Here is a 15,164-nt window from a genome sequence, read left to right on the forward strand (position 1 = left end):
AAGTTGATTTATTTTACAGGGATCTTCTTATTCCCAATTCCAGTCCCCTTAATTCTGCAAGACCCCTAAGCCTTCCTATGGCAGAATATCCCGGGTTTGTTTTTTTCCTAAGGTCGTCCAACATTTTATGACCGTGATCTGGCCTCATTGGCATCCTCAAATCTTTTCTTCCTACAGCACTTCTCTTTTGTTGCTCCTCTACCAAGGCTTTTAACACCCCGAACATATCTACATCCCCTGTCAAATGATCGGCCTCGTGAAAATTACCTTTGTCATCCCGCTCTGTACTTCTAAGGTGCATGAAATGTATTCGATGCCCCAAGCGCTTTACCATACCCACCAAATCATTGTCCGCTCTAACCCCAAAAGACCCGGTACAAAAGGTTAGTCCGTTATTGGGACTATCCACGGCATTATATAGATCAAGAATATCCTGCTCCGTACTTACTACCCTTGGCAATCCCAAAATTGGATAAGGTGGATCATCGGGATGTATACACATACGCACCCCTTCTTTTTCGGCAATTGGAATTATGCTCTGTAAAAAGGAGAACAGATGTTGCTTAAGTTCCTTAGCACCAATTTGGTCATATGTTGCCAAAATTTGATTAAACTCCTTCAAACTATATCCTTCTTCGGCCCCAGGTAGACCTGCTATAATATTCTGCACCAATTTCTTTTGATCCTTTTCCGAAGTTTTTTCCAAATATTCCTTGGCTGCCTTCTGATCTTCCTCAGTATATGATTTTTCTGCACCTGGACGTTTTAATAGAAAGAGTTCAAAAGCCGCAAAGGCGGCCTTTTCAAACCTCAAGGCCGTAGACCCATCCTCCAGTTCATAGTCAAGATTGGTGCGCGTCCAATCCAAAACTGGCATAAAATTGTAACAAATAGTATCTATTCCACAGGATCCCAAATTGGAAATAGTGGTCTTATAGTTTTCCACATACTTCTGAAAATCGCCCTGTTGTGTCTTAATACTTTCATGAATGGGAACGCTTTCTACAACAGACCAGGTCAAGCCCACCGCCTCGATCTCTGCCTTTCTCTTTTTAATTTCCTCCAACGGCCAAACTTCCCCATTGGGAATATGATGTAAGGCAGTAACCACTCCTGTAGCTCCGGACTGTTTAATATCCATTAAGGAAACAGGATCTTTGGGCCCGTACCATCTCCATGTATTTTCTAAAGTCAAACTCATTAATATTATTTTTATAAATAAAACATTACTTTATTGGCGGTAGTGCGACAATATTTTTTAAAACACTTGGTCTTCAAAGTAAATAATTTACCAAGATATCAATTTTAAAAGTATTGCACCGACCATTTTTGGAAAGATTAAAAAAGTATCACAAAATATATTTTATTCTTAAACTTGATTAAAATTCCTTATCTTTTTTAGGCATTTAAATACTTTGTACTACTTTTATCGATTCAACCAAAAATGAACAAAAAATCTAGCTCTCCATGATTAAAAGTAAAATCGACAAGGTTACCAGTTTTGAAAAACGATTTGAAAAAATCAACACGGTCATCTTCGAATCTTCAGAGGTTGCGTCCAAGGCTGCTGCAGCTGAAATTGCGACATTAATTAAGAAAAAACAAAAGGCCAAGGAGATGTGCGTCCTTGGACTTGCTACAGGGTCCACTCCAAAACGACTGTATGCGGAACTAGTTCGCCTGCACAGAGAGGAAGGCCTTAGTTTTAAAAATGTCATAGCCTTCAATTTGGACGAATATTATCCAATGGAACCGGATGCCATACAGAGTTATGTGCGATTCATGAAGGAATTGCTCTTTAACCATGTGGATATAGAACCTGGAAATTTTCATATTCCGGACGGAACCTTGGCAAAAAAAGATATTGCCAGCTATTGTAAGGAATATGAGGCCAAAATAGACGCTTTGGGTGGCATCGATCTACAAATCTTGGGTATTGGTGGCAACGGGCATATAGGTTTTAACGAATCCGGATCCCTGCCGAATTCCAAAACCAGACTTGTTACCTTGGACCATATTACAAGAGTGGCGGCCAGTAAGGATTTCCAAGGATTGTACAACACGCCAAAAACAGCTATTACACTTGGTATAAAGCAAATAATGCAGGCCAAGCAAGTTGTTCTTATGGCCTGGGGAGAAGGTAAATCCTCTATCATTAAAGCTTCAGTAGAAGGGCCTATTACAGAACAGGTACCGGCATCTTACCTACAGGAGCATCCAAACAGTGTTTTTATCCTTGACAAAGGTTCTTCTTCAAAACTTACCAGGGTAAGCACCCCATGGATCGTAGAGAAAGTAGAGTGGGACGAGAAAATGATCAAGAAAGCCGTTGTTGGACTAGCACTTAGACTGGAGAAAGCAGTTCTTATGCTTACGGAGGCGGACTATATTGAAAACGGTATGAGTGATTTGTTGACTGAAGTTGGGGATGCCTACGACATTAATATTAGGATTTTCAACAAACTACAGCACACCATTACCGGCTGGCCAGGAGGTAAGCCAAACGCAGACGACAGCAATAGACCGGAAAGAGCAAATCCTGCCAAAAAACGCGTACTTATTTTTAGTCCACACCCAGATGATGATATCATCAGCATGGGGGGCACTTTCATGCGTCTTCAAAACCAAGGCCATGAAGTGCATGTAGCATATCAGACTTCCGGAAATATAGCTGTAGCCGATGACGAAGCCCTGCGATTCTCGGATTTCGTGATCGATTACAACCGTTCCTTTGGACTGGACAACAGAAAATCTGTTGAGATCTACAAAAAGGCTACGGAGTTCATTAAGAACAAAAAGACCAGTGAAATAGACATTGAAGAAGTAAGAAACATAAAGGGTCTTATACGTAGAAGTGAGGCTAGGGCAACGAGTTATTACGTTGGACTTACGGACGAGCAGATACATTTTAACGATCTGCCGTTCTATGAAACCGGTACCATTGAGAAAAATCCTCCGGGAGAGGAAGATATCAAAATAACCATGGATTTGATCGAAAAAATTAAACCGCACCAAATATATGCTGCGGGCGATTTGGCAGATCCACATGGTACCCATAAGGTGTGTTTGGACATTATTTTTGAGTCCCTAAAGCGACTTAAGACCAAATCCTACATGAAGGATTGTTGGTTATGGTTGTACCGTGGAGCATGGCAAGAATGGGATATAGAGGATATTGAAATGGCCGTACCTATGAGTCCAAGTCAGGTTTTGGCAAAGCGCTACGGAATTTTCAAACACCAATCCCAAAAAGACGGAGTGGTATTCCAAGGATCGGATTCAAGGGAATTTTGGCAACGAGCAGAGGACAGAAACAAGGAAACAGCGACCAAATACGATGAATTGGGATTGGCGCATTATGCTGCGATGGAAGCATTTGTTCGCTACCATTACTAAGTGCCCAATATATTACAATACAAAAAGGCTGCCCATTGGGCAGCCTTTTTTATAGCGTACATAAGTACTATTTAAAATTCTAATTCGAAGTATAAACTACTTGCTTCAATTTCTTCGGTGATATCTTCACCTTTTAATACCTCTCCTGTACTGTTCAACAGTTTTAGATTAAGTTTCCAATACCCCGTCATGGTCAAGGATAATTTCCCCTTATAAGATTTGGTAGCCGCATCATAGGTTAAATCTTCATTGTTGGGGGAACTATGGTTACCCATCCCGGGCATACGAGGATCAAGTGTTACGGAATAGTTTTCCACACTGGGAAAGCTCATCATATTTTCCATTTTAAACAGCATGGCCTGCATATCGTTAACGGCAACTTCTGGATCGGTTGGTTCAACCATGGCCAAGATATACCTGACATCATCACTTCCCATAAATGCAGAAACTGTTTGTTTACCATCGCTTGGAGCAGTAACATCTATGGTTTCTGTCACTGAATATTCCTGCCCCTCTACCTCATAGGTAAAGGTTATGTCCCAATATTCATCGGCATTTCCAGGCATTTGAAATATGACGTATCCCTTTGTCACCGTGTTATAATCATTGGAAATAGCAAGTTCGGATATTGGACATGAATGGTTAATACTCATCATATGCATTACGGGCATCCAAGTAATTTCAGGATTGGCAAAATAAGTATCATCGGCATTATTTTTTATACGTACATAAAGTTCATTGTATCCTGTGGTAAAACCTGTTTTACCTTCGGAATACAGTTCCAAACTATGGCCGTTGGCCTCAATATTTGTTACCAAATTAAATTCGGCCATAGGATTTACATCAATTTTTGGTGTGTCGTCCCCATCAGATGAACAGGATGATAATCCTAAAGCGGCTACAAAAGTTACTAGAATTAGTTTTATTGTTTTCATTATGTTTATTTTAATTAATTAATGGAATAAGAAAGTGTTAAAAAAAAGTTTCGTCCCATTCTTGGGATGTTTTTCCAATCGGTATAGGTGGAGTAGTATTCATCAAAAATATTCTCTACCCCAAACTTCGCGTACATGGAATCGTTATTAAATTTAAAAGTCTTGCCAAAGGTCAAGGAACAAACCGTATAGGCCTGTGTTTGATCTTCTCCGAAATCCGGGTTATAGTTCACTTGTTTTCCCGCTCCGGTTATCCTTAGGGCAGCTGAAAATGACCTATTATCAAATTGAAAACCTGAGCGGTAAGAAAATGGACTTATAAAAGGTAAGTTGCCACCATTGTTGTCCGTACCACGATGATAGGAAATCAACCCGGACCATTTCAGTTCTGGCAAAATGGCGTATTCCATATCCAAGGAAGTGTTGAACAAATTGGTGTAATCCAGGTTCCTGTAGATCTTTACCCCTTCCGCCCCTATGGTCATTACACTAAGGGAAGGGTCAATTTCTCCAATAATATAATCGGCGATGTGGAAAAAATTGGCCTCTGCACTTAGCTTAAACTTGGATTTTTCCCAAGAGATTTTGGTATTGGCCTCCATGGATTTTTCGTTGTCAAGTCCGGGATCCCCAATATAGTCGTGGTTATCAAAACTGTTGAACAAATAAAATCCATAACCCTCGGTCACGGAAGGTGCCCTATCACCATAAGAAAGTCCCGCATTAAAATGCCACGGCATCCACATTTTATGCCATTGCCCTGAAATACTTTTTAGGAACCGAGTTTTGGATTTCTCCATCTCAGGATAAAAAATCTTTAGACTATTCAATCCAAATTCGTCCGCAACATTCTGGTTCTGAACTGTCAGCCTGGTCGCTAACTTAAGTAAACTACCATTTAGATCCAGCTCATCCTCCGCATAGACCCCACCGTTGGCGGTACGTACATCGGGCCAGGTGAGCATAAACATGGGCAACTCGTTCGGGTCATTGGGATACATTGTCATTTCAGCCAAGGATTTGTTGTAATACCCATCTAGCTTAAATAAAAATTGATGCCTTTTGGCCTTTAGTGCTGCTTGGGAGTAAAAGCCATAGGTATCGCTCCAACCCGGCATATCCATGTGTATGGGTACATCTGGCCGTTTGGTATCGTCCATGACATGGGTCACCTTATTAAAATACATCTTGGATTTCCAGTTAGTTAAACTACCCCATAAAGCATCCTGCTCAAAACCTACAGATGCAATAATGGCCCTAGCCAAGGAAACATCCATAGTCAATGCAGGATAGCCCACATCCCTGGCCTCATCATAAATAAGACTGGCCGTAAAGGCCCGATCTTCCGCAAGTTTGTATCCGCCATTGGCCGAAACATTATATTTTTCAAATTGGGAGAACTCAACTTCTTCATCACCCCCGGCAACATAATTTTCTGCCTTGCGATAAATAATATCAGTATCCACATAGAAATTGGAATCCGAATAATTAAATTCGGCACCAACAACACTCATTTGGTTGTTGCTCTCGAAACCTGTTTCCACTCCACCATATAATCCCGTTTCCTTAAAATTACCCCGGTCTAGCTCCAAATTAATGGCCCCACCAATGGTGTTTCCGTGTTCGGTGCCCTGCTGGCCCGAAGCAATATGAGCCCGTGATAAATTGGACACATCCACATAGGAAGTTACGGGATCCATCTTGTCGGTGCATGCACCAAAAATCCTCATTCCATCAATAGTTACCGAAAGACGTTCCGAAAACATATTGTTCAGAGTTGGTTCCCAGGCATAAGCTCCACGTTTCACCATATCTACCTTTTTAGAGGATTCCAGATACTCGTCCAAGGTAGAGAGGGGTTTGGGCTGACGGTGGTAATCCAAAGTCTTTCTGGCCGAAATAAGGATAACTTCGTCCAGATTGATCGTTATGATCGAATCCTTTGGCAAAACCAATTCCTGTGCACCAATGTTAATGGGAAAAATAAATATCCCCAACAACAACACCCAAATGTATATAGGTCTGCTTGTTTCCATAAGTATTGTGCATACCTTATGGGCACATTTAATAATGTTCATTTGATTTATTTAGATAATACAATTTCTTGAAGACGCCATGGTTTAGCATAAAAATTAGCTATCCATTGGCGATAATTGAATTATCCCAGCTCAGGTGGCTGTGCAATATCTGTAGTGTATAGGCCGGAAATCAAAGTTTGGATTCCCTTATAATTGTTTTGAACGGTAACACCCCATTCATTGGCCGAGCCAAGAACGAATAATGGGTCGAATGAAGAAATGTACTGGATTTCCAAATTGAATCGTTTGCCCTCAAACGGATTTTTATCGCTTCCCTCCGATTCTTTGGCCAATTGTTTTGCCAGGTAACATTTACCATCGCAATGTAAGGAAGGGGTAGCCCTGTTTTCGCAAAGATTCTCAACAATATAATCGTAATTTACCGCATATTCAGCTATAGGCCAAAGTGGCTTTATCAGCATAATTATAGCGACAAATAAGATTAAATGTTTCATTATTAATTTTCAAATTGATGCAAGCTTCCATGACAAAAGACTGCAATATTTAAAATACAGCACAAATATAATGCATATTTAAAACATAAAAAGATGACAATTGTCAGGTATTAAACTAATTTGTTTTTATTCAATTTAAATAAGTAATTATGTAACCTCTGTTACCTAATTTAATTTTTTGTTATTTAATTTTAAACCAAAATAAATCTTAAGTTTTTTTCATGGAGGATATGCTCTTTTACGATAGAATGCAATTTGCCTTTACTATCACCTTCCACTATTTGTTTCCACAACTTACCATGGGCCTCTCCTTGATCATCGTTTATTTTAAATGGAAATTTCTTAGAACCCGAATTGATCATTATAATGATGCCGCCAAATTCTGGATGCGGATCTTTGCCCTTAATTTTGCCATGGGTGTTGTAACGGGAATACCAATGGAATTTCAATTTGGGACCAATTGGGCCAAATTTTCCGAATTGACCGGTGGAATTATCGGGCAGACCTTGGCCATGGAAGGGATGTTCTCCTTTTTTCTGGAATCCTCGTTTTTAGGCCTATTTTTGTTCGGCGAGAAATTATTGGGACACAAATTACACTTTGTAACAGGTTTCTTGGTTTTTTTAGGTTCTTGGGCCAGTGGTTATTTAATTATAGCCACACATTCCTGGATGCAGCATCCTGTAGGATATGAAATATTGAGCAATGGCAAATTTGTATTGACTAATTTTGGTGCCTTATTCTCCAACCCTTGGCTCTTGCCCTCCTATTTACACAATCAGTTGGCCAGTTTGGTAACCGCATCTTTTGTAATGGCTTCCATAGGGGCCTTTTATATTTTGAACAATAAGCACAGTAGTTTCGGTAAGCTTTTTGTTAAGACTGGGGTAATATTTGGACTAGTGTCCTCCGTATTGGTAGCCTTCCCAACGGGCGATTGGGCAGCAAAAAATGTAGTGGAACATCAGCCTGTTACTTTTGCTGCCATGGAAGGACTATTTGAAACCCAGGATGGTGGATCGGAGATTGTGTTAATTGGGCAGCCCAATGTGGTCGACAAAAAATTGGACAATAAAATTGCGGTACCCAATATACTTAGTTTTTTAACCTACAAGAAATGGGATGCCAAAGTAAAAGGATTGAACGAATTTGAACCGGAAAATTACCCCACCAATATTCCTGGATTATATTATGCCTATCACATTATGGTAGGTCTAGGTACTCTGTTTATAGGGATAATGGCGGTGGGAGCCTTTCAGTTATGGCGCAAAAAATTATACGCCACCAAATGGATTTTGTGGTCCCTACTGTTCTTACTGCCCTTTCCTTATATTGCCAATACCACTGGTTGGTATACTGCAGAATTGGGGAGACAACCCTGGCTGGTGTATAACCTATTGCGCACCTCGGAAGGAATATCCCCCACGGTATCCTCTGGAAATACTTTGTTCACCCTATTAGGATTTATTGGATTATATCTTCTGTTGGGAATGCTATTTTTGATACTCGTAGGTAAAATTATAAATAAAGGACCTGTAACCGCTGAAGCTTAAATATGGAATTATTCTGGTACGTTGTTTTAATGAGTATGTTGGCCATCTATGTAATTTTGGATGGTTATGATTTTGGCGCGGGAATAGTACATTTATTTTTCGCAAAAAAAGAAAAGGACAAGAAGGCCATTACCAATGCCATTGGCCCTTTTTGGGATGCCAATGAGGTCTGGCTCATCGCTTCGGGAGGTGTTCTTTTCTTTGCCTTTCCTACCTTATATGCCTCTTCGTTCAGTGGCTTTTATCTGCCGCTGATCATGATTCTTTGGCTACTGATCTTTAGGGCGATAGGTTTGGAACTCAGAGGTCAGATCCATAACAGATTATGGGAGACGGTCTGGGACAAGGCCTTTGGGATAGCCAGTTTCCTCTTGGCCTTGTTCTTCGGAATTGCTTTTGGCAATGTGGTCAGAGGCGTAAATTTGGGCATGGTAGAAAATGGCATCTCTGCCCACGAAGCCCATTATTTTTTTCTCCCCTTATGGAATCCCACTTTTAGTCCAACTGCAGAACATCTAGGAATTATTGATTGGTTTACCATTTTACTTGGGCTAGTCGGAGTGGTCACCCTAACCATCCATGGCGCCAATTGGATAATCTACAAGACCAATTCGGACCTCAACAACCAATTAAGGACCGTTATTTTTAGACTCAATTTCGTCCTACTCGCTTTGGTAATCCTCTCGCTTGTGGTTTGGCATGTTATAGCTCCAAGACCCTTTCATAATTTTATTGAAACACCATGGCTGTGGATTTTTCCATTGTTGACCCTAATAGGCCTATTCGGACTTTTCCTAATAAAGACCTTTAAAAAGGATGGGGTAGGATTTATATTCTCCTCCCTATTTATCCTTGGAGGTTTTGCGTCCACCGCAGCATCTATTTTTCCAAAGCTCCTGCCATCTACCAATTCTGTAAATCCATCCTTGACGGTTTACAATGTAGCGGCAGATGAATACGGCCTTTCAGTAGGCATAAATTGGTTTATAATTGCCGTTATCCTTCTAATTGCCTATATATTTATTCAATATAGGGTATTCAAAGGAAAAATGGACGATATAGGCTACGGGGAGCATTAGTATTAAGAACCATATACCTCCATTAAAAACTGTAATAATTATTTATTTAGGATAAATTTGTCCGAAATAAGAATAAGCATTATATTTGTAACGATTTAAATATAAAATCAATATGTTTTCAAAGGCCTGCGAGTACGGAATTAAAGCAACTATATACATAGCTGTTAAATCTATGCGGCAAGAGCGCGTAAGCCTTAAAGAGATAGCTGAAGAGGTAGATTCTCCTGTGGCATTTACCGCAAAAATATTACAATCATTGGCAAAGAGTGGAATCATAGATTCCCATAAGGGTCCAACAGGGGGATTCCAGATCGATGAATCTAAAATAGATACCATTAAATTGCACGATATAGTACATGCCATAGACGGTGACAAAATATTCGTTGGCTGTGGTCTGGGTCTAGAGCAATGTGATGCCAGTCAACCCTGTCCTGTCCACGATAAATTTGTGGGAATCAGGGACAATCTAAAGATTATGCTGGAAAATACAAGCCTTTATGAATTGGCCACAGGCTTGGAAATTGGTCTAACCCATCTGAAAAGATAAAAATTTAAAATGATAAAAGATAAAAAGGTATTAAACTCCTTAACTAAAATGAATAACAAACGAACCCCGTATTCTTTAGTAAGATCAAATAAATAATAATCCGTCCATGTTAAACATTACCAACAAATTAGTCGAAAAATACCAATCCCTTGGGGAAAATCCCGACACCTATCTGGAAGGTCTACTTCATGCAAAACCCATTACCTATTGGGATTATGTAGAAGTAGACACCCTGCTATCTCTTCAAAGACCTCGGACCAATTTTAAAGATGAGTCCATTTTTATCATGTACCATCAGGTAACCGAATTGTACCTAAAGATGATGCTACATGAATTAAAGCAGATAGTAGATGAAAAAATACCTACTACGGCCTTTCTCATTAATAAAGTGGACCGACTTATACATTACACCTCCATGCTAATCAATTCCTTTGATATCATGAAGGTAGGAATGGACTATGAGGATTACAATACCTTTCGCAAAACATTAACCCCTGCCAGTGGTTTTCAATCCGCGCAATTCCGGTTTATTGAACTGCATTGTACCTCCTTGGTAAACTTAATTGGCCATAGATTTAAAAAAGAAAGTTCCAACAATCCAGATTTAAGGGAATGTTTTGAACATATATATTGGAAAGACGCCGGAACAGACCCCAAAACTGGCAAAAAGACCTTGACACTTCAACTGTTTGAGGAAAAATATCTCTCAACATTGACTGAAACAGCCAAAACAGTAATGGGCAACACCCTGGAAGACAAGTTGGACCAACTGCCCTATGTCCCAGATGCACTCAGAAACAGACTTCGGACCTTCGACAAGCTTTACAATATAGATTGGCCCATGGTCCATTTGAGCACTGCTGAACACTATTTGGATAAAAAAGGTGAAAACAAGCAGGCCACTGGTGGTTCTGATTGGAAAAAATACCTCCATCCAAAATATCAGCAACGTAAATTCTTTCCAAGTTTATGGACAGAAACCGAAAAACAAAATTGGGGAATAAATCATAAAAATGAACATTATGGAAGTATTGAACAAGCCACAATTGACGCACCTTGAGGTAGGTGAAAAACTTAAAATACTACAAATTAAGGCCTTGGCAAACATGGGTATGCCAGAACACAGCAGTTCACATGAAGCGGTCATTGTTGTCCAAGAAGGTAAGGCAATACTTAAGACCAAGGATACAGAATATGTATTGAAAAAAGGGTCTACTATGTTGATTCCGGCAGGATTGGAACATAGTCTAACCGTATTAAAGGATTTTAAAGCAGTTGCCGTTATGGCGACCGATTCAATTATAAATTTTAAAAATTAATCACTATGGAAAACTTAATGACCAAAAATATTGGTGAAATAGTAGCAGAAAACTACCGTACGGCTCAAGTATTCAAAAATCATAAAATAGATTTTTGTTGTAAGGGCAACCGGAGTATTGTAGAAGTGGCCGAAAAAAATAAGCTGGACGCCAATCTACTTTTACAAGAAATTGAAACAGTGAAGCATCAGACCAATGATGGCAATATCGATTTTAAAACCTGGCCCTTGGACCTATTGGCAGATTATATAGAGAAAAAACATCATAGATATGTTGAGGCACAAATACCTATTCTAAATCAATATCTGGCCAAACTATGCAGAGTACATGGAGATCGGCATCCGGAGCTTTATGAGATTACGGAGCATTTCAATAAAAGTGCTGGAGAACTCGCCATGCACATGAAAAAAGAGGAACTCATCGTCTTCCCTGCCGTACGCAAAATGATACAGAGCAAACAATACGGTAATGCATTGGCAGAACAACATTTTGGCACTATTCAAAATCCCATACAAATGATGATGATGGAGCATGAAAACGAAGGGGATCGATTTAGACTTATAGAGGAGTTGAGCAATAACTATAATCCACCTGCCGATGCCTGCAATACCTATAGAGTAACGTTTTCCCTGCTCCAGGAGTTTGAGGAGGATCTACATAGGCATATACATTTGGAGAACAACATTCTCTTCCCAAAAGCCATTGCTTTGGAAAAAGAATTAAGCGCTTAAAGGTTACCACAAAACCTGCAACCCTATCCCCGGGAGGCCAAATTTTGTAGGCAATAAGGTACGGCATAATATTTAAAGAATCTCCCCCCGCCGTGCCTCATTGGCCTACTAGGCCACTTACCTATTAAGTATATGACATAATATAACGACCCTACAATTGGCCTTAACCATACAAAAACAAGTTGATATGAAAGTTAAACCTATAAAAAGACATAAAGCCATACAACCTTTGAGCAGGGAACACCATCAAGGTTTGTTGTTGTCATGGAAAATTAGGACCGGTCTTTCCAAAGGAGTATCTACAGATCGGATAAAGACCTACGCTGATTGGTTTTACAAAACCTATTTGATCCCCCATTTTGAAGAGGAAGAAAAACACCTCTTCCCAATACTCGGAAATGACAACATCTTGGTAAAAAAGGCCATTGCACAACACCGGAGACTGGATCGCCTTTTCCATAGCACCACCGAATTAAAAAAGTCGCTAAACCACATAGAGGAAGAACTGGAGCAACATATACGTTTTGAGGAAAGGGTATTGTTCAATGAAATTCAGAAGGTGGCCAACGAACAGCAATTGCAATTTATTTTAGAACATCATAAGGAAACCAAATTTTTGGAAAACACCACAGATAGGTTTTGGGAATAACACTAAAATATGATGATTATGAGACTTTACAATCAATTATTAAGCGAATTTAAAAGGCAACAAACAGGGTATTCCACCATTGCCATTATTGGCCAAAGTTGTATTGGATCTGTTGCCGCCATGGTAGTACTTATGAACCAGATGCCTGCCGGAATCAAATTGACCTTGCTTTTTCTGGTAACTATTTTTTGTATGGCCTATAACAGTGCCGTTTTGGCCAGATTAAGTGCCAAAACTATGTTTAACCTATTAGTTTTGAGCGTCCTTTTCAGTGTCTTGACCATTGTAGGGATTCTTATTTAATAATAAATGAAGTAGGAACCCTACACTTTTACTTATATTGACGAATTTGGGGACACCAATTCTGCCACTTGTAGGCCAAATGAATACCACAGCCTAATGGAACTTCTTTTTGACAAATATTTGGAGGAATGGGGAGATTGCAAAGGTAGGGCATGGTGCGGAACATGTCATATTCAAATTCTTAAAGGCACTTTAAGTTCCAAAATGCTGCGTGATGAAAAACAGACCTTATGCCGACTAGAGGTTGCCTCCCCTCAAAGTAGATTGGCATGCCAAATTCCAGTAAATGCCGAGTTACATAATTTGGTTTTTAAAATAATAACGGATAATGATTTTGGATAAAAATAATCCGGAAACATGTAAGCAAAAGATATAATGGCCTGCATGTGTGAGCAAGAAGGGTTGCAAACACCTATACTAAACGGCCAATTATTATAAAATACAAATTCAACGGACTACCTTTACAGTATTCCCTGAGCTATTAGTTTAAACTTATGTTGTTAAAATCAGAAATAAAGGAGAGAAAGGATGTGAACCTATTGGTGGTTAGTTTTTATGCCAAGATTAGGGAGCACCAAATATTGGGGCCCATTTTTAATGGCATAATCAAAGACTGGGACAGTCATTTGGAATTACTGACCGATTTTTGGGAGAGTCAATTGCTCTTAAAACGAAAATATTTAGGCAACCCCATTGCTGTTCACCAAGAGGTGGACAAGAAAATGAACCATAATATTACCCCGGAACATTTTGGACTTTGGCTGAACGAATGGTTTGCCACTATTGATGAGCTTTTTGAAGGGGAAGTGGCATCGATTGCAAAAAATAGGGCCCAGAAAATGTCCACAATGCTTTACATGAACATTTATCAACACAGGGCTAGGACCAGTTAAGCTTGTATCTTAATTTCATTGCCTTTGTTGGACCATAGGACCAACATCAGCGCAATTGGTATCAATAAACTTCCACCCGCCAGGAGTATTGAATAATCTTCGAACAAGGGCCATCCCAACCATGCGGCCATCCCCCTATAAAATATAAGACCTTCCGTAAGGAGAAAACCACCCAAATACATTGCAATGGCCATCCTGGTCAGTTTTATCAATCCAAAAAATTCCAAAAAGAAAAATAAGGCCGTACTAATGACTCCCAAAAAGGTCCAATGCAAATAGCCAATAGTAAAATCCAAAACCGCTGCGGCCAAATTTGCAAAGTAGGGCCAAGCGGTAAGCCATTGCAAAATCATTTTAACCAGTAATAGGAAGGCTACCAACTTTAAAGTATTAAACTGAAATTGGGAAAGGGTCGATTTCAATACCACCCTATTTCCACGGCAGATGTTTATTAGAATACCATAGCCTATTAGTTGTAATACAGCGCCCAATCCGCCCAAAATATAATAAATCAATGCAGGTCCTGTCCAAAGGGTAGACAGAAAAAAGCTGAGGACGATACCTGGGACCGTAGTCAGGAAAAAGCACTTAAATGTTTTAGTGGAAATATTAATTTTAAGGTATTCCAACAAATAAAAAAAGAGCCCCATAAGTACCAATATCATCCATCCGTTGTACTGAAAGTGCAAGTAGAAGTAAATAGCCAATCTATACCATATGGATTCGGGTCCTAAAACCGTCATAATACCCCCCAAAGCCCATGGACCGATACTAGAACCTATCATGAACCACAGGGCATATTTCACACAGATATAAGCCTTGGTTCCTTTGAATGCCTGGGGCGCGTGCTTTATAAAAAAAGCGGAAAACCAATAGGAAGCCAAAAGGAATAAAGTGGAGAATATTATGGAAAACAGGGCATACCCTTGAAACGGAAAGGACAACAACATCCCTAGCAAACAGAGCTGTGTAAACCAGAAAATCCTACGATAACTCTTTTCCAAAAGCTGCTTGTCCAAAAAAAAATGGTACAACAAGGTGGTAAGTGCAAAATACACCCAGCCCAAAAGTGCTATATGGGAATGTGTATGCACTATAAACCGATAATTGATGGGCATTGGAGCAACCACAAAGGTCCGCAATAAAACACCGAGTAGGGCAGCCAATAAAAAATAGCCTAGGGATACTTTAATATGGGTTTTGACAACTATCACGCAATATCATGG

Annotated in this window: 16 protein-coding genes; 11 read left to right on the forward strand and 5 right to left on the reverse strand. The window is 39.7% G+C overall.

Translation table 11 applies throughout. The features are described from left to right. Positions 1-13: 13 nt before the first annotated feature. Positions 14-1,201, reverse strand: a complete 1,188-nt coding sequence (gene uxuA, locus LV92_RS13645; RefSeq protein WP_211322986.1) for a mannonate dehydratase — start codon at positions 1,199-1,201, stop codon at positions 14-16. A 266-nt stretch (positions 1,202-1,467) separates the two neighbouring features. Here uxuA and nagB point away from each other — a divergent pair, with 266 nt between their 5' ends. Beyond that, complete coding sequence (nagB, locus tag LV92_RS13650; RefSeq protein WP_111624213.1) at positions 1,468-3,396, forward strand: glucosamine-6-phosphate deaminase; 1,929 nt, start codon at positions 1,468-1,470, stop codon at positions 3,394-3,396. A gap of 71 nt (positions 3,397-3,467) precedes the next feature. On the opposite strand, the gene LV92_RS13655 is transcribed toward nagB, so the two are convergent. The 3 genes from LV92_RS13655 to LV92_RS13665 form a co-directional block, all read right to left on the reverse strand. Then, positions 3,468-4,331, reverse strand: a complete 864-nt coding sequence (locus LV92_RS13655; RefSeq protein ID WP_111624214.1) for a hypothetical protein — start codon at positions 4,329-4,331, stop codon at positions 3,468-3,470. Between the two features lie 14 nt (positions 4,332-4,345). After that, a complete protein-coding gene (locus LV92_RS13660; RefSeq protein ID WP_111624215.1) occupies positions 4,346-6,409 on the reverse strand; it encodes a TonB-copper family protein in 2,064 nt (687 codons plus the stop codon). Between the two features lie 80 nt (positions 6,410-6,489). Beyond that, complete coding sequence (locus LV92_RS13665) at positions 6,490-6,864, reverse strand: hypothetical protein (RefSeq protein WP_146613549.1); 375 nt, start codon at positions 6,862-6,864, stop codon at positions 6,490-6,492. Between the two features lie 221 nt (positions 6,865-7,085). On the opposite strand from LV92_RS13665, the gene LV92_RS13670 reads away from it, so the two are divergent. The 10 genes from LV92_RS13670 (at position 7,086) to LV92_RS13715 (ending at position 13,938) form a co-directional block, all read left to right on the forward strand. Next, complete coding sequence (locus LV92_RS13670) at positions 7,086-8,417, forward strand: cytochrome ubiquinol oxidase subunit I (protein WP_111624217.1); 1,332 nt, start codon at positions 7,086-7,088, stop codon at positions 8,415-8,417. 2 nt (positions 8,418-8,419) lie between these two features. Continuing rightward, positions 8,420-9,496 carry a cytochrome d ubiquinol oxidase subunit II gene (cydB, locus tag LV92_RS13675; RefSeq protein WP_111624218.1) on the forward strand — a complete coding sequence of 359 codons (1,077 nt, stop codon included), beginning with the start codon at positions 8,420-8,422 and terminating at the stop codon, positions 9,494-9,496. A 112-nt stretch (positions 9,497-9,608) separates the two neighbouring features. After that, positions 9,609-10,043, forward strand: a complete 435-nt coding sequence (locus tag LV92_RS13680; protein WP_111624219.1) for an RrF2 family transcriptional regulator — start codon at positions 9,609-9,611, stop codon at positions 10,041-10,043. 106 nt (positions 10,044-10,149) lie between these two features. Next, the gene (locus LV92_RS13685; RefSeq protein WP_111624220.1) at positions 10,150-11,103 is read left to right on the forward strand and encodes a tryptophan 2,3-dioxygenase family protein; all 954 of its coding nucleotides are present in this window, start codon (positions 10,150-10,152) and stop codon (positions 11,101-11,103) included. Beyond that, entirely contained in the window at positions 11,066-11,362 is a 297-nt protein-coding gene (locus LV92_RS13690) for a cupin domain-containing protein (protein ID WP_111624221.1), read from the forward strand. The genes LV92_RS13685 and LV92_RS13690 overlap by 38 nt, the downstream gene beginning before the upstream one ends. A 5-nt stretch (positions 11,363-11,367) precedes the next feature. Further along, positions 11,368-12,093 carry an iron-sulfur cluster repair di-iron protein gene (gene ric / locus LV92_RS13695; protein ID WP_111624222.1) on the forward strand — a complete coding sequence of 242 codons (726 nt, stop codon included), beginning with the start codon at positions 11,368-11,370 and terminating at the stop codon, positions 12,091-12,093. Positions 12,094-12,280: 187 nt separating this feature from the next. Then, complete coding sequence (locus tag LV92_RS13700) at positions 12,281-12,742, forward strand: hemerythrin domain-containing protein (RefSeq protein WP_111624223.1); 462 nt, start codon at positions 12,281-12,283, stop codon at positions 12,740-12,742. An 18-nt stretch (positions 12,743-12,760) separates the two neighbouring features. Continuing rightward, positions 12,761-13,045, forward strand: a complete 285-nt coding sequence (locus LV92_RS13705) for a hypothetical protein (protein WP_245946385.1) — start codon at positions 12,761-12,763, stop codon at positions 13,043-13,045. 96 nt (positions 13,046-13,141) lie between these two features. Next, positions 13,142-13,387 (forward strand): 2Fe-2S iron-sulfur cluster-binding protein, encoded by a 246-nt coding sequence (locus tag LV92_RS13710; protein ID WP_111624225.1) that lies wholly within the window; start codon positions 13,142-13,144, stop codon positions 13,385-13,387. 152 nt (positions 13,388-13,539) lie between these two features. Continuing rightward, complete coding sequence (locus LV92_RS13715) at positions 13,540-13,938, forward strand: group III truncated hemoglobin (protein ID WP_394336266.1); 399 nt, start codon at positions 13,540-13,542, stop codon at positions 13,936-13,938. Here the strand turns inward: LV92_RS13715 and LV92_RS13720 are convergent. After that, positions 13,935-15,152: a hypothetical protein gene (locus tag LV92_RS13720; protein WP_111624226.1), complete on the reverse strand. Its 1,218-nt coding sequence runs from the start codon at positions 15,150-15,152 to the stop codon at positions 13,935-13,937. The genes LV92_RS13715 and LV92_RS13720 overlap by 4 nt on opposite strands. Positions 15,153-15,164 lie beyond the last annotated feature (12 nt).

Source organism: Arenibacter echinorum (assembly GCF_003259375.1).
In the GTDB taxonomy this organism is placed as follows: Bacteria; Bacteroidota; Bacteroidia; order Flavobacteriales; family Flavobacteriaceae; genus Arenibacter; species Arenibacter echinorum.